Annotated in this window: 16 protein-coding genes and 1 pseudogene; 12 read left to right on the forward strand and 5 right to left on the reverse strand. The window is 36.9% G+C overall.

The window, feature by feature from the left end; all coding sequences use genetic code 11:
* The first annotated feature begins 16 nt into the window (after positions 1 to 16).
* The 7 genes from ASU03_RS02690 to ASU03_RS02720 all read left to right on the forward strand — a co-directional run bounded on the left by ASU03_RS02690 (position 17) and on the right by ASU03_RS02720 (position 10,928).
* Positions 17 to 508 carry a TlpA family protein disulfide reductase gene (locus tag ASU03_RS02690; RefSeq protein WP_057830355.1) on the forward strand — a complete coding sequence of 164 codons (492 nt, stop codon included), beginning with the start codon at positions 17 to 19 and terminating at the stop codon, positions 506 to 508.
* A complete protein-coding gene (locus tag ASU03_RS02695) occupies positions 508 to 738 on the forward strand; it encodes a DUF4266 domain-containing protein (RefSeq protein ID WP_231731469.1) in 231 nt (76 codons plus the stop codon). Before ASU03_RS02690 ends, ASU03_RS02695 begins: the two co-directional genes overlap by 1 nt.
* A gap of 136 nt (positions 739 to 874) precedes the next feature.
* Positions 875 to 2,188: a DUF3570 domain-containing protein gene (locus ASU03_RS02700; RefSeq protein WP_197411180.1), complete on the forward strand. Its 1,314-nt coding sequence runs from the start codon at positions 875 to 877 to the stop codon at positions 2,186 to 2,188.
* Between the two features lie 107 nt (positions 2,189 to 2,295).
* Positions 2,296 to 4,278: a hypothetical protein gene (locus ASU03_RS02705; RefSeq protein WP_057830357.1), complete on the forward strand. Its 1,983-nt coding sequence runs from the start codon at positions 2,296 to 2,298 to the stop codon at positions 4,276 to 4,278.
* A 132-nt stretch (positions 4,279 to 4,410) separates the two neighbouring features.
* A complete protein-coding gene (dsbD, locus tag ASU03_RS02710) occupies positions 4,411 to 6,456 on the forward strand; it encodes a protein-disulfide reductase DsbD (protein WP_057830358.1) in 2,046 nt (681 codons plus the stop codon).
* A gap of 178 nt (positions 6,457 to 6,634) precedes the next feature.
* Positions 6,635 to 7,510: an FAD:protein FMN transferase gene (locus tag ASU03_RS02715; protein WP_231731499.1), complete on the forward strand. Its 876-nt coding sequence runs from the start codon at positions 6,635 to 6,637 to the stop codon at positions 7,508 to 7,510.
* A 391-nt stretch (positions 7,511 to 7,901) separates the two neighbouring features.
* Positions 7,902 to 10,928 (forward strand): ATP-binding protein, encoded by a 3,027-nt coding sequence (locus tag ASU03_RS02720; RefSeq protein WP_057830360.1) that lies wholly within the window; start codon positions 7,902 to 7,904, stop codon positions 10,926 to 10,928.
* Between the two features lie 199 nt (positions 10,929 to 11,127).
* On the opposite strand, the gene ASU03_RS02725 is transcribed toward ASU03_RS02720, so the two are convergent.
* Positions 11,128 to 11,595, reverse strand: a complete 468-nt coding sequence (locus ASU03_RS02725; protein ID WP_057830361.1) for a helix-turn-helix domain-containing protein — start codon at positions 11,593 to 11,595, stop codon at positions 11,128 to 11,130.
* Between the two features lie 260 nt (positions 11,596 to 11,855).
* On the opposite strand from ASU03_RS02725, the gene ASU03_RS02730 reads away from it, so the two are divergent.
* From ASU03_RS02730 to ASU03_RS21365, 5 genes and pseudogenes are all read left to right on the forward strand, one after another.
* Entirely contained in the window at positions 11,856 to 12,095 is a 240-nt protein-coding gene (locus tag ASU03_RS02730) for a type II toxin-antitoxin system ParD family antitoxin (RefSeq protein WP_057830362.1), read from the forward strand.
* Positions 12,095 to 12,388 carry a type II toxin-antitoxin system RelE/ParE family toxin gene (locus tag ASU03_RS02735; protein WP_057830363.1) on the forward strand — a complete coding sequence of 98 codons (294 nt, stop codon included), beginning with the start codon at positions 12,095 to 12,097 and terminating at the stop codon, positions 12,386 to 12,388. The genes ASU03_RS02730 and ASU03_RS02735 overlap by 1 nt, the downstream gene beginning before the upstream one ends.
* A gap of 249 nt (positions 12,389 to 12,637) precedes the next feature.
* The gene (locus ASU03_RS02740; protein ID WP_057830364.1) at positions 12,638 to 13,150 is read left to right on the forward strand and encodes a cytochrome P460 family protein; all 513 of its coding nucleotides are present in this window, start codon (positions 12,638 to 12,640) and stop codon (positions 13,148 to 13,150) included.
* Positions 13,151 to 13,561: 411 nt separating this feature from the next.
* On the forward strand, positions 13,562 to 13,816 hold the full coding sequence (locus ASU03_RS02745) for a hypothetical protein (RefSeq protein WP_057830365.1): 255 nt from the start codon (positions 13,562 to 13,564) through the stop codon (positions 13,814 to 13,816).
* A gap of 1 nt (position 13,817) precedes the next feature.
* A pseudogene (locus ASU03_RS21365) lies at positions 13,818 to 13,994 on the forward strand (tyrosine-type recombinase/integrase); the annotation flags it as partial.
* Between the two features lie 286 nt (positions 13,995 to 14,280).
* On the opposite strand, the gene ASU03_RS02755 reads toward ASU03_RS21365, so the two are convergent.
* From ASU03_RS02755 to ASU03_RS02775, 4 genes are all read right to left on the reverse strand, one after another.
* Entirely contained in the window at positions 14,281 to 15,822 is a 1,542-nt protein-coding gene (locus ASU03_RS02755; protein WP_057830366.1) for a pentapeptide repeat-containing protein, read from the reverse strand.
* Between the two features lie 1,040 nt (positions 15,823 to 16,862).
* Complete coding sequence (locus ASU03_RS02765; RefSeq protein WP_197411181.1) at positions 16,863 to 17,288, reverse strand: GNAT family N-acetyltransferase; 426 nt, start codon at positions 17,286 to 17,288, stop codon at positions 16,863 to 16,865.
* A 64-nt stretch (positions 17,289 to 17,352) separates the two neighbouring features.
* Positions 17,353 to 17,802: a hypothetical protein gene (locus ASU03_RS02770; protein WP_057830369.1), complete on the reverse strand. Its 450-nt coding sequence runs from the start codon at positions 17,800 to 17,802 to the stop codon at positions 17,353 to 17,355.
* A gap of 93 nt (positions 17,803 to 17,895) precedes the next feature.
* Positions 17,896 to 18,405 (reverse strand): hypothetical protein, encoded by a 510-nt coding sequence (locus ASU03_RS02775; RefSeq protein ID WP_057830370.1) that lies wholly within the window; start codon positions 18,403 to 18,405, stop codon positions 17,896 to 17,898.
* Positions 18,406 to 18,467: the final 62 nt, after the last annotated feature.

The raw sequence follows: 18,467 nt of genomic DNA on the forward strand, positions 1-18,467 counted from the left end.
CCACAGGAATACTGACATGAAATCTCCCCTATTTAGCGTAATACCATCGGTAATACTTTTAGTCTCACTCCTTTTACTAACACCTAGTTCAGCGTTTTCTGTTGAAGTTGGCGATACCCTTAGTGAAGACCTACAAAAGCAACTTAACATTCCTGAAGGACAGGTTGGCGTTGTTGATTTTTTTGCCTCTTGGTGCCTCTCTTGTGCAAAAGAAATTCCAGATATAAAAAAAATGATCAAGCAAGACAGACAACAAAAAATGTATGTCATTGGCATTGATGTTGATGAAGAGTTAGCTGAAGGCATAGCCTTTCAAAAAGAATTGGCTATAGATTTTCCCGTTATTAATGATGTTGATCAAACAATCATTAGTGAATTCTCCCCAATAGCCATGCCCGCTTTGTACTACATCATTGATAACAAAATAGTCGGTAAACATATTGGTGCTGTGGCCAATATCGATGAAAAAATTATAAATGATTTACAAAAATTAGGGGTGGAAATTTGATGAAGCAATCGATGAAAATAAAATTACTGTTAGTGGTCTGCTGCTTTGCATGCAGTGCCTGCAGCATTGTCCCAGTTAAATCATGGCAAAAAGCCACACTTGCCGGTGAAACCATGCGTTTTGGCGGACCTAACCCTATGATCAAAAAATTTGATGAGCATATTTATACCTCAAAAGAAGGTTCTAAAGGTGGTGGCGGTGTGTCAGGTGGCGGCTGTGGTTGTAACTAAAAAATACAACTGCTCAAAAGGTTAGTTAAATAACCGAACACAGAAAATAAAGCATAACCAATAGAATTAAACAAAATGAAGCAACGCCATATAAACCCAGCTCAACTAACCTCAGTTCAATATCAGGAGAATGTTTTTGAAAGCTAGCAGTAAACATTTGAAACTATTAGTCATCACCTCTGTCGCTACTGCCATTATACCTTTAACAAGTTTGGCTGAAGATAAAGTGGCCATTCAAATACAGCAATATAAAGAAAATGATGATCGCATTAAAGTTCTTGATGGAAAACTGAGTATTGAGCATGACTTTGGGCCCAATCACACCTTAAGTGGCGAGTATGATTGGGATAGCATTTCAGGGGCCTCACCTACATGGGATTCAATAACCGGTGCTTCCTCTGAAACTGCATCTGATGCCTTTACTGGCGCTTCTGCTTGTGTGCCAGAAGAAGGTGAGAATTACTATGATTACTGTCGTAATACCCGATTAATTAATGGTGTGGTTGGTGATGGTGATACTGACCTTGATAATTTTGTTTATCACAACGTACCGTTGAAAGATCATCGAGATTCACTGGCTTTTTTATATACTTACCGTACTCCGACCATGCGAAATGAGTTGAGTATTGGTGCCAGTTATTCAAAAGAGAATGATTTTGAAAATACCGGTCTATCAGTAGAATATTTAATGTATACCGATCGCAGTAAAAATAGATCAATTACTGCCGGCGTCGCCTATATGAAAAACGAGGTTTATGATTATTTAGGTGAAAAAGATGAACACGGCGAATATAGCTTGGGCGGTCAATGGCATAACTTTGATTTAATCAATGGCCAAGTCGGCATTACTCAAGTATTTGATGCAAATACTATCGCAAAATTCAGTGCCTATTACATGGTTGAAGAGGGTCATTTATCAAATCCATATTTCAATGTAGTAAGGCGTATCAATGTTATTGACTCTAGTAGCGATGAATATACTACCGCAGATATATATCCTAAATATTATTTAGCAAGAGACTCTCGCCCGGATCAACGAAAAGCAGGCGGTATTTCTATTCAAACGGCAAAATCTTTGAATGAAAATACCACCTGGCATACCTCTTATCGTTTCTACCAAGACAGTTGGGGCGTGCAATCTCATACGTTAGAGTCAAAAAGTTATCACAACATTACTGATAATGTTCGCTTCTCGCCAGTATTGCGTTTGTATACTCAAAGCGAAGCCAATTTTTTTAAAGCCCATGATGCCGTTGATAACATATTTTCTGAAACAGGTTATGCAACAGCGGATGATCGCTTAGGTAACTTTAATGCATGGACAGGGCAGCTTGGCTTGGAGTATCTAGAAAGTAAGAAGCTTACCTGGAATATAGTGTTGGGCTATCAAGAGCAATCTACAGGTCTAACCTTTGCTTGGGTCAATTTTGGCGCACAATACCGATATTAATTGTTGAATGTTAGTTATTGATGATTAGTTATAGCTCATTAGCGGTAAATAATTAGCTGTAAATCGTTAACTGTAAAAATTAGTTGTAAAATATTAGAGATAAACACATGAAAACAAATGATAAAGCCAATTTAGTTCTGCTCATGATGATGGCGATTTTATTGCCGGCCTGTGAAGAAAGTGATTATAAGGCTGGCGATTGTAGTGCTGGGTCTATTTGTGCCTCGACAAGTACATTTATAGAGCCTGAGCCAGTACCCGAGCCTGAACCAGAACCTGTGCCAGACCAAACGGCATATATAGAAAAAGATGGTGTCACAGGAAAAGTACTCGGCTCTGATTATTGGGTGAATGCCGTGGTATGTTTTGATCATAATAGAAATGGATTATGTGATACCTCAGAGCCTAGTGCCGTAACTTTTGAAGACGGTAAATATAGCTTTAAAGCCAGTGATATTATTGCCAGTATCAGTAGTAAAGCACCCTTGTTGGCTAGAAAATCTATTGAGCAAAACTCCACAGGTATTGCCTTATATGCACCAACACCGGTAAATAATACGGATAAAAATATAAACATCACAGTGTTTACTACGTTAGTTCACAGTGAAACCCAATTTAACCCCTATACGTTAGCCAATACAGCAAGCGCGCAAGCATCATTAAAAATGAGTGTTGACGGGTTGAGTATTGATGGGTTTGGTTTTGCTAATGAAGTTTTATTATCCGGACAAGATTATCTTGAGAGTGATGTTGAAGTAGGTGTTGATGATGTTATGTTTGCACAAATTGATGCTATTGCGACCAGTTTAAATCAAGCTCAATCAATAGCAGCCACTGATATCTACAAAGCCGTAGCGGCTATGTTAGACAGTATGTATCAGCTAAATACTTACACTACGTCAATTAGTCTAGACAGTATTAATGTCCAGGATATCCAAGAAACTGCCGTGGAGATAAGCCTTTCAACACCACATGTTGAGTGGGACATCGGCTATATAGAAGAGGAAAGTTCCGACCTTCATGTACAAGGTGATTATGCCGTGATCGGTTCAAAATGGCATAATCGTTTGATTGTGTTGAATTTAGCACAAGATATACCTACTACATTATCATTCAATGATTTTGCCGCATCACCTGATGTTGAACGTGATGATATTGATGGATTTACTGGCGCCTCAGAGCAAAGTTTAGCTAACATTCGCATAACACCCCCCTCATCGGTGCAAAGTATCTTAGTTGGCGTAGAGAAAAAAAATAAAAGTGGTAGTGAAGAAGGTGCGGATAGTGGCGTTGGTTTATATCGCGCTAATTTCTCAAACCCAAGTGACATCCCCTTTCAACGCTTTGCCGGGGTAAGTGAGGGGCAAGACTTTTATTCATTTCCTGATTTAAATGCCATGTCGTTATCGAGTGACGGCAGCAGGGTTGCTCTATCGGGAGGCAATAAAAAAATGGTGGTATTGCAAACTCATGACTTCAGCCTGGTGAACGAGTTTTCTTCTGATTCTAAATATCGCGCTGTTATGCTAAATGAAGAGGGTACTTTGGCTTATGTTAGTTTATCAGCACCTGATCGTATGGAAATTCTCGATGTAACAACCGGCAGTAAGCTAACCTCCCTTGCAACGGGCACTGAATATCCGAAAGAGTTCAAACTTCTTCAAGGAAGTGATCTTACCAAAATAGCTTGGTACCTAGGGAAAAGTAATATTCTTTCAATATATAACGTCACTGAGCCGAGTGTAGAGCCCGTTTTATTACATACACTAGCTGCGCAAAGTAATATTACCAGTTTCGATATTTCACCTGATGGCAAGTTAGTGATTATTGGCAGTTCAGGTTCATTAGTTGTCTATTCGATAGAAAATAACACCACCAAAGTACTGAAAACATTGTTAATTGAAAAAGAGATTGAGCTAGTCAGTACGCCACTCAAGGTAGGAACAGTGGCTTTTACTAACAATAACAGGGCCTTGATTGCGACAAAGAATGCACTACAAACGTTAGATATTAGTTTTGGTGAGCCACCTAGTGCATGGAGCGATGAAAAAAAGCAAGCGTGGTTTGATGTCCATCGCGCCAATCAATAATTAAGCTTTTACCTTTAGTCATAACTTCTACACGGCAAGAGCACTATAAATTATTATTAACGTTTTAGAGCGAAATATAGAATATGAGTCATTCCCGAGGTATCTGATCGGGAATCCATGGTACTTAGCCCCATGGATCTTCGATTAAAATATCTCGAAGATGACAAATTCTCATTATTACGCTCAATTCCCGCTGATATTTATAACGTTTTTGCCGTCATTACTTCTACTTTACGGGTTATTTTCATGAATAAATTTTTAGTTCATTTAATACTTTCTGGGTATTTTATATTTTTTAGTTCATTTGCAAGCGCGCTTGATGAGTCAAAGCTGTTGACCAGCGAACTTGCTTTTCCATTTATCGTGACATTAGACAGTCCTGAAATACTTTCTCTGCAATGGCATATTGCTGACGGATATTATCTTTATAAAAAACGCATAAAACTTTCTGTAAGCATCATTCATGACGATAGCTCAAACAGTGACGATGCCACGACAGCGCAACCAACTCAAGTAGGTAAAGCACAATTCCCTGCAAGTTTATTTATCGATGATCCTGCGTATAAAGGGTTGGAAGTCTTTAGAAATACCTTAATAGTGAAATATGCGCTTAGTGGCTCTGCCGCATCATTTGCCAATACAAGTTTAAAAATTAAATATCAGGGCTGTGCTGATGTTGGCGTTTGTTATCCACCCGTTAAAAAAATCATAAAGTTAGCGGATTTAAAACCTAGTCTTAATGTATCTAACTTAACTAACTTAACTAATGTAACTAATGTAACTAATGTAACTAATGCAACTAATGGTTCTGAGGCTGCTAATCCTAGTAGCATTGATATCGAAACTAAGGTGGAGCAAGACGTTAAATCAGAACAAGACACGATAGCGAATAGCTTAGCATCGGATAACTTTATCTTAACTTTGTTTAGTTTCTTTGGTTTTGGTTTGCTTTTAGCTTTTACGCCATGTGTATTTCCTATGATCCCTATTTTGTCAGGCATTATCATTGGCCAAGGAAAGCAACTCTCGACACGTAAAGCCTTCGCTTTATCACTGGCCTATGTTCTGGCAATGGCATTAACTTATACCGTGGTGGGAGTGCTGGCCGCTTTATTTGGTACCAACTTGCAAATATGGTTTCAAAACCCTTGGGTATTAAGCAGTTTCGCTGGTATTTTTGTGGTGTTATCACTGTCAATGTTCGGTTTTTATGATGTGCAAATGCCAGCATTTATTCAAGTTAAGTTAAATAACCTCAGCAATAAGCAGGAAAGTGGTAAATTAATCAGTGCTGCCATTATGGGCGTGTTATCAGCGCTAATTGTCGGGCCATGTGTTACTGCCCCATTAGTGGGCGCGCTTATATATATTGGTCAAACAGGAGATACTATCTTAGGTGGTGCGGCACTGTTTTGTTTAGGTTTGGGTATGGGCGCGCCATTACTCGTTATAGGTACCTCCGCAGGTAAAATATTACCTCGTGCAGGTATGTGGATGGTGGCAGTGAAAGGTATTTTTGGTGTGCTTATGTTGGCCGTTGCTATTTGGTTATTAGCGCGCATATTGCCACCAGTAATTACGCAACTATTGTGGGCACTGTTATTGGTTGTTTCTGCTGTGTATATGGGCGCTTTACGTCAACATAATAAAGATACAACACCATGGCAGTTGTTATGGAAAGGTCTTGGTTTAGTGATAATGCTAGTTGGCTTTCTTATGATTGTTGGTGCCTCAACAGGGAAAAGTAATCTGTTGTCGCCATTAGCAAACTTAGCCAGTGGTGTTAATACAACTTTACCGAGTGAACACCAGGGCATTGTCTTTAAACCCGTAAAAAGTATTGATGATTTAAAGGTAACTCTTCAGCAAGCCAGTAAAAACAAGCAAGTTACCATGTTTGATTTTTATGCTGATTGGTGTGTCTCTTGTAAAGAAATGGAAGAAGTCACTTTTAAAGATTCAGCAGTGAAATTGAAACTAGCCAAGGTACATAAGATACAAGCGGATGTTACCGCCAATGATAATATTGACAGTGAATTATTGAAACATTTTGGCATTATTGGTCCGCCCGCTATCTTGTTTTTTAATGACCAAGGTGAAGAACTAAGAAACCATAGAATAGTAGGGTATATGGATGCAGATAAATTCTTAAAACATATTGCTAAAGTGGTTGATTAGTGAATAATCACAGGCCTTACTAATACCTTACTAATACCTTACTAATACCTTACTAATACCTTACTAATACCTTACTAATACCTTACTATTAAATGGCTATTAAATAATAATTAATGATAATTAAATGATTTCGCATTCAAACAACAAGCTAAAAAAATATAGTCATCAATTTAATTGCATGACCACACCTTGTGAAGTGCAACTTTATGCTGCTGATGCTAAATCGGCGGACAAGGTTGCACGTTTGATTGAAAAAAACACGCGTAGACTAGAAAAAAAGTATAATTTTTTTAGTGATGATTCATTAATTGCCAAGATTAATAATCGAGAACAAGCGATTGTTAACATTGATAAAGAAACTCATCATGTATTGTCACTAGTACGAACGTTATCAGCTACAACCCAAGGATGTTTTGATATTACTGTCGGCACATTAAAACAATGTATAAAACAGACTACAGTAGCGAAAATAGAAGCTTGTCGAGCTAGGTTAACGCCTTTTATTGGTGCTGATAAATGGCGCTTAACAGAAAAAAGTCTCCACTTTTCAAATGAGTTTGTGAAGCTTGATTTAGGAGGCGTGATTAAAGAGTTTGCTGTTGATCAAGCCGGCGAAATAGCTAAAAATGAAAATATGGCTGCTTTAATTAATTTTGGTGGTGATATTTATGTGAATGGTAATAAGCCAGATGGCTCACCATTTAATGTAGCCATTAAAAATCCAAAGAACCCACAAGAAAATATTGCTATTTTACAACTGAGCAACCAAGGACTGACCACATCAGCTCACTATGAACGCAGCACATTAGTTGAAGGGAAAAGCTATTCACATATAATTAATTCAAATAGTAGTAATGCAAGTAGTAGCAGCAAGACTAATGACAAAGTCAGCAACACTTCAGCAATATTATCAGCAACCGTTATTTCTCATTCAGTATTAACGAGTGGTATTTATTCAACATCTCTAATGGTCAATGCTAATTTAGTTATTGAGGGTGATATCAATGTAGTTATGATTGATGAGGAATTACGTTTGCATCAAAATATTTTCTAATTGCCAATATCTAACTTCTAATTCCTGCTTATAGGGCTTGGCACTCTAAGTAGGTTTGAAGTTACTAGGAGATAAAGATAAATCAGCATTTATGTTTTTATATTTGCCTGACCTATGGTGATTCTTTTTGGCGCACGTTCAGTTTCAATATTGCCTGTGGTTAAGTAGTCTACCGCTTGGTTTAGACATTGTTTGTAAATTAAGCCGTTGTATTATAAAGGGTACAAAAACTACAAATAAGTGAATAGTAGCTGAGGTTAGATAGAGACAGTCACTTGATGTTAATAAACTGTTATTATAAATTAGACTAAGCGGTTATTGAAAAGGATAGGATAGCTTAAGATTTAAATTAGGAAAAGAATAAAGCATGAACACTAAGTAGGAATAACCATTGCCCAGACCTATTAGACTATTAATATTAGCCCTCGCTGGCTTGGTTAGCTTTTTCCCTTATCATTTTATAGCTAACTGGCTAGCAATTATCCCTGAAAGCAGTTCAAGCTTTGCCTTAACCACGTTGCAAATTTTCAGCGGCATATTTTTATATTTTTGTGTTAAAAAAAACAGCTCACGTTCATTTAAACTATTTTGGCAATACTTACTGCTAGCGATACTCGCGGTTATCGCTAGTAAATTTTTAAATGGCACACCAACAAGTATTAGCCAGCAGTTATATCAAGACTTTGCTTCACTGTTTATTTATTTCTTTATTTTATTGGCTATAGAGACCAACCCGCATTTAAGTGATATTCCACTTAATAAATATATCAGTGGCCGAGTGCCGGCTATATTTTTTACCCTGATTTGTTTTTGCTATTTTATTCTTTTACCGGCTGAATTTTCAGCTCTAATATACCAAACAGCCAAGCCCTCACTGTTATTTCATCTGCTCATAAATATTCTGATCATTGCTAGATTAATACAGTGTTTAGTGAATGCTAAAGATAACTTCTGGCGTTACACCTTTGCCTTACTCTCTTGCAGTGCCGTATTTTTATTGATAGGCAATCTCAGCGCTTTGCTTCCTCACGGTTTCCCGTTAATTAGCACCAACAGCTACTTTGTTCAGCTTATTGCTTTACTGCCATATTTTTTGCTCATTCTCACGGCAAATATCAGCTTAAAAGCCACCAAGCTACCTGCGGCTATAGCAAAAGAAAGCAGTCCAGAGTTCTACATTTTACTGCTTATGCTCATACCCACAGCAATCCATTTATATGGCTATGAGCAAAAGCTATTTTATAGTGTCGATTCCAATCTTCAATCGATTACCCTGCTTTTTTGGTTATTTGTTGCGGCGCTATTACTAGCAAATATCGCCAACAGCCGCCGTAGTCAAACTAAAAAGCTCAAACAAACTCTATTGGCACAAGAAGCTCAGCATCAACAACTCACCAGCCTAAATAATGACTTAACCGATGCGCTGATTAATAGTGAAGATAAAGCGATAGTTAACGCGTCAAATAATGCCATCTTAACTACCTCTACTACCGGTGAGATATTATCCGCTAACCCCGCCGCCGTGCAGATGTTTCAAAGTCTTGAGCAAGAATTAAAAGGCATATCAGTTAGTCGCTTATTTGCAGAAAAAGACGAAATGCACTTCTTTTTTGACTTCCAAAGTAATATCTATTCATTACAGCGTAAAGGTGAGGGTATTTCGGTGGAGTGTGTGTCGCTGCGTTCAGATGGCACTGAATTTCCGGCACAAGCAGAGTTACAGTGGGCTGAGCGGGCTAAACATCCTCTTATTGTTATTACTTTTATTAATTTATCAGCAAGAAAACATGCGGAAAAACAAGCCTTAGAATTAAAAGATAAATTCATCGCCAATATTTCTCATGAATTTAGAACACCACTAACCATAATTAACGGCATCATAGATAGATATATAGAAAAAACCACAGATGAACTAGAAAGTGAAGATCTAATAACGGCTAAGCGTAATGGTTTACGCTTAGTACGTATGGTAGAACAACTGTTAGAGCTTTCACGTTTAAGTGACAACCCACAACTGTCGCTGAGTACATACCGCTTAAAAACCCTTATGCGGATGCCTGTTGATTCCTTTTCTCGCTTGGCATCACAAAGTCATTTGAATTTTACTAGCAATATCCCGGACAATTTGTGGCTTGATTGTGATGGCCAAGCCTTTGAAAAAATCATCTTCAATTTACTTGCTAACGCGATAAAATACACCCCAAAAGGTGGTAGTGTGCAAGTGAATGCCTATGCAGAACAAGACACCATTATTATAGATATTATCGATTCAGGCATAGGTATCAGTAAAGACTGCCAAGAGAAAGTTTTTGAACGCTTTCAACGAGCGGATGATGTAAAAAACCAAGCAACCTTTGGTGTTGGCATTGGCTTATCATTAGTCAATGAACTGGTTAAAGCACACGATTGGCGCATAAGTTTAGTGAGTGAACATGGTCATGGTAGTAAATTTAGCCTGTCAATACCGCTAGCATCAGCCAATGATGTTGAGCCTGAAATATCGCTGAGTGTCTCAGAAAGTGAGGTTGCCTCATTACTAATAGAACAGCGCAGCGTAATAAGTCATCAAAGTAATCATTCACAGCAAGTGGTTTTAGTTATTGAAGATAACCTTGATATGCAAAGTCATATAAAGCAAGTTATTGAGCAAGAACATCATTGCATTCTTGCCGGTAGTGGCGAACTTGGCCTGCAATTAGCGCAAGAATACCTCCCTGATCTTATTGTTTGTGATCTCATGTTAACGGGTATTGATGGTTTTGAAGTCTTAACACAGTTAAAACAAGACGACATGACCGCACATATTCCGGTGATATTACTGACAGCAAGATCTGATCTTGAAAGTAGATTACAAGGCCTTAAGTTAAATGCGGATGAATACTTAAGTAAACCTTTCAACCAACATGAGCTATTAACTCGAATTCAAAACTTAATCGCCAACAGACAGCGGTTACAGCAGCGCTATTTACAAAAATTTAACGACCAACAAAAAGCTGAGCAAAGAGCGGAAAGAAAAATTATTAGCCAGAATAATGCGGTAAAACTCACTCAAGAGATAGTGACAGAAGGCAGTCTAGAGGATAAGTTTTTACATAAACTCGAAAAGTTAATCGCCAAACATTACACCGAACCTGAGTTAGATATCTCATTACTGGCAAAAGAACTCGCCATGAGTGATAGGCAATTGCAGCGAAAAATTAAAGTTATACTCGGCACTACGCCTAATAACTTTATCAAAGACTTTCGTTTGAAAAAAGCACAAACATTACTTATCGGTGGTGCACAAATAGGGCGTATTGCTTTAGATGTTGGCTTTTCATCACAAACCTACTTTGGCCGTTGCTTTAAGGAAAGCTTTAACTGCACACCAAAACAATATCAACAACAAATGGCACAACAAGATTCAACTAATGATTGAGTAGCTCAGCAAGTACCACACTGCGGGGATAATTCGACTCAGTAATCGTTGTTGTTCTATCACAATAAAAACAATGCCAGCCAAATGAATCCACGAACCTTCCTTAAAAATATAACGCCCAAATAATGGGCAAATGATAGTTGGTTAAAATAGGCGACGCAGGAGCAAAAGCCAACGGCTATTTGTCCTTTTAAGTGACTTAGCTGCCTTTGACTGACTCATGGTCATACCAAATACCATACTTATCACCTTGCCATTTTAACCAATGGTATAAATAAGCAGTAGCAAGCATGAGTAACCCACCAACAAGTGCAGCCTCATTTATTAGCCCTAAACAACAAAAAATAAAACCACTTATATGACCGATGGTTTCAACTCTAGACGCTGATTTTCTGCTCGGTCGAGTTTGTAAAAAATTAAATACAAACCAACACTTCAATAGTAAAGGTAAAGTTTGCCAATGGTCCGATTTTTTATCAATCATAAGTCTCTCCTGATTCAAAGTTGATACATCAACCTCAAGTACAGCAGCAAGACATTTAAGGGACTCTAAACTAGCATTTGATCCACTTTCAATTCGTTGGATCGTTCTAACATTTAATCCAGACATTTGAGCTAATTGCTCTTGTGAAAGGTGACGGCTAATACGTAGTTCTTTAAGAATCATTAAACTTACCTCTGTACTTAAGAATCACAAGTATTCCTTGATTTTGTCAATGTCGGTTACGAATTTCTCCCGACATTCACCCAACATGGCAGAATAAGTGACCCTTTAGGCAGCTAACGCCACAATAATCGGCTAAGTAATGGTTGGCTAAAATTAGCGAGGCACGAGCAAAAAGCCAACTGTGTTTGTTCGTTTAATTGCCATGTTATATTTTTTATACCATAATCTAATATATATTGGTACTTTCGAGATTTTACATTATGGCTAAAAACACAAGCGTAACATTGGGCGATCATTTTGATCAATTTATAAGCCAACAACTTAACACTGGTCGTTATGGCTCAGCAAGTGAAATTGTTAGAGCTGGATTAAGAGCTTTAGAAGATCAAGAAGCCAAGATATTAAATTTACGCAATATGCTAATCCAAGGTGAACAAAGCGGCATTGCTGATTACAGTTATGAAAGCTTATTAACCGAGTTAGATAAAGATAACCATTAATGAAGAAGTTTTTACTATCTTCGAAAGCAAAGTCAGATTTAATTAAAATAGCTAAATATAGCCAATTAACTTGGGGGCAATCACAAAGAAATGATTATTTAAAAATACTGGATAATACGTTTCAATTTTTAGCCGATGAACCAGAGTTAGGTATTAATTGCGATTATATTAGCAAAGGCTACAACAAATACCCTCAAGCCAGTCATGTGATTTATTACAATGAGCATAAAGTTAATCAAATTTTAATAGTGCGTATATTGCATAAAAGTATGGATGTAAACGCCGCACTCTAGAAAAAATATAACGCCTCATTAAGAGGCTAAAAATAGTTGGTTAAAATAAGCGACGCAGGAGTAAAAACCAACTGTTACTCGTCCTTTTAAATGACTTGTTAGAGTTTTTCCTATAAAAATCAATGAATAATGACACAATAAAATATACTAGCAAAAGATAATAAATTCTCAAGTGAAATATTTACTAACTATACTTGTTCTTATAAAAATATTGATTTAAACACTACACCTAACTCAAGGAACAACTAAATGAAAACTAGTAATTTACTAATTATGTTATTATCTATATTTTCTGTAATAGCATTTGCTACTGATAATAAAATCAGTGTAAAACCAAACTTAGAAGGTTTGAAATTACCAGAAAAATACAAAGATTGGAGAGTAATTTCTGCTTCTCATAGAACAGACAATAAAAGCATGAGAATTATTTTAGGGAATGATATTGCCATTAAAGCATCACGTTTAAATCAAACTAACCCTTGGCCAGAAGGTACTATTTTAGGAAAGCTAGTTTGGAAACAAACTACTAAAAAAAACTGGCCTACTGCAATTTCTCCAGATGAGTTTATTCATGCTGAATTTATGTATAAGGATACTAAAAAATTCAAATCCAATGGGACTGGTTGGGGGTGGGCTCGTTGGTTAGGAAAAGAACAAAAACCGTATGGTGATAAAAATGATTTAAATCAATCTTGTATAGCATGTCACACGCCCGTAAAAGGAAATGATTGGGTATTCACCACTCCAATACAGTTACCATAAAAATGTCAAAAAAAGCTATATGATTTTTATAGCTTTTATAAAAGACTGAATGTGATTTAGAACTCTGAAAACTCTAACGCCCAAATAACAGGCTAAGTAATGGTTGGCTAAAATTGTGTAGCGAAGCGAAACGTAGCCAACTGTTACGTGTCCTTGTTAATTTTCTTATAGTTCGACCAAGCCACTTATTTAATAAAGTAATTTACTATTATATATAAGTGGAACATGCTCCTGTTGGTTACGAATATTGAAAACCAAACATCCAATGTTTCTAACAATACGTTCGAACCAACAGAGCAACTCATTTCAAAACGCATACTCAGGGATTGCCGACCACGACTATCTATAAGACCTGCGAGAAACGAGATTTAAGCACATTCCATGGTTAACTTTACGCTGAGAAGCTGCAAAATGAAAGTATATAACGTGGATAATTTCGCTGCCTTAATCGGTATTGATTGGGCAGATAAAAAACATGACATCTGTGAACACCCCACCGACAAAGAAAAATACCATTACTCCATTATTAAGAGTAAACCCGATGCATTGCATGAATGGGCAATGAGTCTAAAAAAACGTTACCCAAACCAACAAATAGCGGTGGCCTGCGAACTTAAAAAAGGCCCACTCATTTATGCATTAGCTAAATACAGTGAAAAAAACTAACATTCACAAGCACGTTACTGCACATACCTTTAGGCATAGTTTTGCCACTCAGTTATTATTAAATGGTGCAGATATTCGAACTGTACAAGAACTATTGGGACACAATGACGTTAAAACCACTCAAACTTATACTCATGTTATAGGTCAACATTTTTCCGGAATCTTAAGCCCTATTGATAAAAAAATCATTAGAAAATATAGGGAAAAACATTTATTGCTAATGTCGCCTTTGCGCACGAAAGAGACATTTGCACTAGCAAATATTAATGCCAAAAACCAAACCGATTGGGGTAGTCGGTTTATGTTCACTATTACCACAAAGCGGACATTAGCATTTAACCTTTAATGCAGAAGATGATTAGATTTTGTATCGATAAAACACTCTACTTGGCTGTTAGTAAACGATAGTAAAGTGTTTGAGGATTACCCAATTAAAATGGGTGACCTAGTTGTTTTATACCAGATTACTTAATGCTTAATCTGTGCTTAGCAGCTAAACCAATCAAAAATAATAAAATCGTTGATACAAAATTTTGAAAGGAGGTCACTATTTGCAAACAAAGTCCTAACGGATTATCTTTATCAAAACCGATAGTCGCAAGCGCTGTTTTTGTCATCGAAGCAAAAGGCAACATATTACCCCAAGAAAGCTGAAAGCCTTCAAGCCAAGGAGTAGCTGGAATTCCCCAACCTGGTAGACTATACAATACTGCAAATATAAACCAAGTTACGACCAACAAGCTCAAAGGTCGCCATAGACTTGTGCCATATCCACTAAAGAATTTATAACACCATAAGCCAATAATATAAGCCCGTATCCCTTGTTTTTGTCGGTAAGTTCCCCACCATTTTCCTTTATTCAATTCTTTAATCTCTTGCTTACCTGTATTTATTTTTGCATCCATCTCAAAACCAAAAAACATTAACTCTTGTTCATGATCCTGTACTTTATTCATTGCTTGTTTAAGTGTTCGCCACGCGTCCTTATCTAGATGTGGTTCACTTGATACAGTTGGCCATTGAACTTGATAAAAAGAAGTACCTTGATTAATGTTTGTTTCATGAAACCTTGGTGGAAAGTTAAAAGTGGCATAGCTAAAATCTGTCTTAGAGGTAAAATCAACATGGTTGAAATCGGCATTTTTAATAAACTTGGCATTTTTGAAGTTGGCGCTCCCGCCAAATTCTACATTTTGGAAATCGACGTCCCCACTAAATTGAGCATGTTTGAAATTGACGTCATTGGTAAAGGCGTCCTTACTAAATTTGGCCTTTACGAAAAAGGCTCCCTCATTAAACTGGGTCTTTTCAAAACTGGCAATCCCACTAAACTGGGTTTTTTCGAAGTCGACGTTCTTACTAAATTGAGCATCGTCGAAATAGGCTAGCTCATTAAACTGGGCTTTGCTGAAATTGACGTTGTCACTAAATTTAGCATTGAGGAAATTAGCCCCGGTACTAAATTTAGCATTGATGAAATTGGCGACCCGACTAAATTCAGCATCTTTGAAATAGGCGCCGCCACTAAATTGAGCATCTTTGAAATAGGCTAGACTACAAAATTGGGTCTTTTCAAAATTGGCTATACTACAAAATTGGACGTTTCCGAAATAGGCGCCGTCACTAAATTGAGCACCTTTGAAATTGGCTATACTACAAAATTGGGCCTTATCAAAACTGATGAACCCGTTAAATTGGACATTTTCAAAATTGACTTCCCCAGGGAAAAGACAATGAGTGAAGTTAACGTTTAAACCTTCTAAGCCTTTAAAACTAGCATCAACAGCAAGCTCTTGATGCTGTTTAAGCCCAAGACTCGTATATAACTCTGTTAATTCTTCAACAGAATAAGGTCTTAATTCACTGAATATTCCCTCAATATCAGATAATTTATCATCAGCAAGAACTGTTATCGCCCACCTGTTCCAAGGATCTCTTCCTTTGTCCATCAATTTTAGGTGAAATTCGCCTGATACTGACTCTTTTATGTTTTGTGCAACAATCATTTCAAGTCCTTTTTATTAACACACATTCGCTAATATACTAAATTGTAAGAGAAAATATATAGATCAAATGAGGTGAACCATTAAAATCACTATAATACGGCTGCAAAATAAACGGCTAGGGGGGATTAGGTTGATTATTATCCATTAGAAAATATATGGAAAAGTAATTAGAGCTAACGTCTCCAATGCGCACCAAGAAGTCATTAGCGCTGAGCGGTTTCTCATTGCTCATTGATTACGAACTAAGGCTCACTTTTACCACAAAGCCATCCTAATTATTAGAGCAAAAGACATTATAAGAATTTTTCTATGGCGCTTCCGCCCCAAAGCGAGATACCACTTACGATCACTAATACCACAGACCCATCTGTAGCATCAGCGTTCCTATCGAACTGTCTTTTGTACTTGTCGGCGAAAGTGAAATTTAATATTCAGATAGGATGTTATTTTCCAGAAATTTTATTGAAATCAGTCAGAACATTGTTTGCACTAAATTGTACGTAGAAAAAATGGTATAATCCCTGCAATTATTCAACAGAGATAGAGATAAGTAGTAATGCGGATCAAATTAACCCAAGACCTAATATGTGGCCATGACACTTTTTTAACTGGTGAAGAGTACGAGGCAGTCTTGATATTACCTCGATCAACAACTGTAGAGTTTGTTGCAAATTCGGGTAAAAAAATCAGAGCTTTTAGTTATGAATATGTGAAAGTAGTACCTGCAACAGACATCTAGCAAAATTAGTAATAGAATCTAAGCAAAACCACTGAAATTAATTTAGCTGATTAGTGAACTTCCCATAATATACTAGACATCTACAGTTTGACTTCTGTATCGATTTCCATTTATTGCTACATAAAAATCAGCTTGGTTTAATGTTGCTAACATTGAGCTCTGAGCCCCACAACGAATTAGAGCTAACCGTCAATTTTACCACATTGCGGACATTAGCATTTAATCAGTAGCGGTGATATGGATTAGATTTTGTATCGATAACGCCGCATTCAGTTGCGCAAAAATCGCGTAGCTTTTGGCATCAACTGGAATGCTTTGTTAAGTCTTTTGCTAGATAATAGCGCTGATGCTCACCTGAATAGTCGGCCAATGTTCCGACGACAGAATAACCTAGTTTTTGATAAAAATCAGGTGCCTGAAAACTAAATGTATCCAGTGTTGACCCAGTACAACCCCTATTTATAGCTTCGTTTTCGGCCGCGGCTATAAGTTGGCTTCCAAGTTTATTCCCACGTTGACTTTTGTGAACCCATAAATATTCAACATGCAGCCAATTCCAGAATGTTTTCCCGGTAAGACCAGCAATAATTTCTCCGCCTGAATCTCGCATATAAAGCGACATAAGCTTTACGTCTTTCTTGGCGAACTGAAGGTTATATTTCCGAGTTTCACTAATGATTTTCTCGTCATCAATTTCTTTCGGTGAGTCGGTAATTTCAATATTCATATTGGTACTGAGACTTAACACCCTGTTAAAAGCCAACTGTATTTTGTCCTTGTTTAACAGCTTGTTAGCCATTCATACCTCGAATACACGTACCTATATCACCATACGTTGTATTTTTAGTTACTAATTTTGATTTAGATATTTTAACAATTTTTGATATTACAACTTCATCTGGTTGCTGCATTTCAGATAATACGACAATAACCGCCTCTTTAGAATGAAAATCATCGTTTGAAACATACGTTACTTCTGTTTTGACAAGAGTCTCGGTTAAAATATCATTTTCGATTTTCCAAGGACCAGAGTAGTCAACAGAAAACCAAAAATCTTGAGGACCAGTAAACCGCCATATTTCGGTATCAATGGACGTACCATCTGATTTGTAATTGACCTTGTGAGTTACAGCAAACCCAAACTCAGTATCTCCTATGTCAAAAGGATCGCATGTCCAGACACCTAAAATTTCGTTTTCGCTTTCACTAGCAAATAAATTCAGCTGATTTAGTGCGTGCAACTAACGCCCCATTAAGAGGCTAAAATTGTTTGCTAAAATGTTGAGAAACGAAACAGCAAACTGTTTTTTGTCCTGCTTTAATGGCTTAAGTTACTAATACTCCAAACAATAAACACCTGATTCACTAGCCCATTGTTTGATTTTCGGTATGATTTTATCATCTTGAATGTAAAATATATTCGTATAATCCCAGCTTTCAAAATATACAGCAGAAAATTCGGGTAAAACTAACCTGCAAAATTTATCTGAGGAGCCATTATCACCGGCAGGATGTAAATAGTTATCCATAGATTCTTGAGAGCTGAACTTTCTAAAAGACGGGCAACAACGATCCCATTTACCTTTAAACTTAAAATTCAATATTTCAGTATTTTTAGACATAATCTTTGAAAAATCATGCAATAACTTGTTTCGGCGCAACCGCTCATTTTTATCAGGGCGATCATTTTGAAACTCTTCAAAAGTTAACCAGTGATCAAAAACAGTTATTTCCACTTTCTTATAGTGAGGAGTCTCATCTACACAATAAATTTTGAATAGATCAGGAAATTTAGCATTTAGCTCTATTTGCTTATTTTTACTTAAATTTATAAAATTACGCACATATTCCCCTAGTAACTTAACAGCTTATTATGGATACGTCTTAGTAACATTATGTGAATGAT

It is taken from the genome of Colwellia sp. TT2012 (genome assembly GCF_001440345.1).
Classification (GTDB): domain Bacteria; phylum Pseudomonadota; class Gammaproteobacteria; order Enterobacterales; family Alteromonadaceae; genus Colwellia.

What these genes read in the sequence shown, in the direction of transcription:
- ASU03_RS02730 (WP_057830362.1), top strand. Translation starts at nt 11,856, where the DNA reads ATGGCTAAAAACACAAGCGTAACATTGGGCGATCATTTTGATCAATTT.
- ASU03_RS02765 (WP_197411181.1), bottom strand. Translation starts at nt 17,288, where the DNA reads ATGAATATTGAAATTACCGACTCACCGAAAGAAATTGATGACGAGAAA.
- ASU03_RS02740 (WP_057830364.1), top strand. Translation starts at nt 12,638, where the DNA reads ATGAAAACTAGTAATTTACTAATTATGTTATTATCTATATTTTCTGTA.
- ASU03_RS02695 (WP_231731469.1), top strand. Translation starts at nt 508, where the DNA reads ATGAAGCAATCGATGAAAATAAAATTACTGTTAGTGGTCTGCTGCTTT.
- ASU03_RS02690 (WP_057830355.1), top strand. Translation starts at nt 17, where the DNA reads ATGAAATCTCCCCTATTTAGCGTAATACCATCGGTAATACTTTTAGTC.
- ASU03_RS02725 (WP_057830361.1), bottom strand. Translation starts at nt 11,595, where the DNA reads ATGATTCTTAAAGAACTACGTATTAGCCGTCACCTTTCACAAGAGCAA.
- dsbD (WP_057830358.1), top strand. Translation starts at nt 4,411, where the DNA reads ATGGATCTTCGATTAAAATATCTCGAAGATGACAAATTCTCATTATTA.
- ASU03_RS02745 (WP_057830365.1), top strand. Translation starts at nt 13,562, where the DNA reads ATGAAAGTATATAACGTGGATAATTTCGCTGCCTTAATCGGTATTGAT.
- ASU03_RS02755 (WP_057830366.1), bottom strand. Translation starts at nt 15,822, where the DNA reads ATGATTGTTGCACAAAACATAAAAGAGTCAGTATCAGGCGAATTTCAC.
- ASU03_RS02735 (WP_057830363.1), top strand. Translation starts at nt 12,095, where the DNA reads ATGAAGAAGTTTTTACTATCTTCGAAAGCAAAGTCAGATTTAATTAAA.
- ASU03_RS02715 (WP_231731499.1), top strand. Translation starts at nt 6,635, where the DNA reads ATGACCACACCTTGTGAAGTGCAACTTTATGCTGCTGATGCTAAATCG.
- ASU03_RS02705 (WP_057830357.1), top strand. Translation starts at nt 2,296, where the DNA reads ATGAAAACAAATGATAAAGCCAATTTAGTTCTGCTCATGATGATGGCG.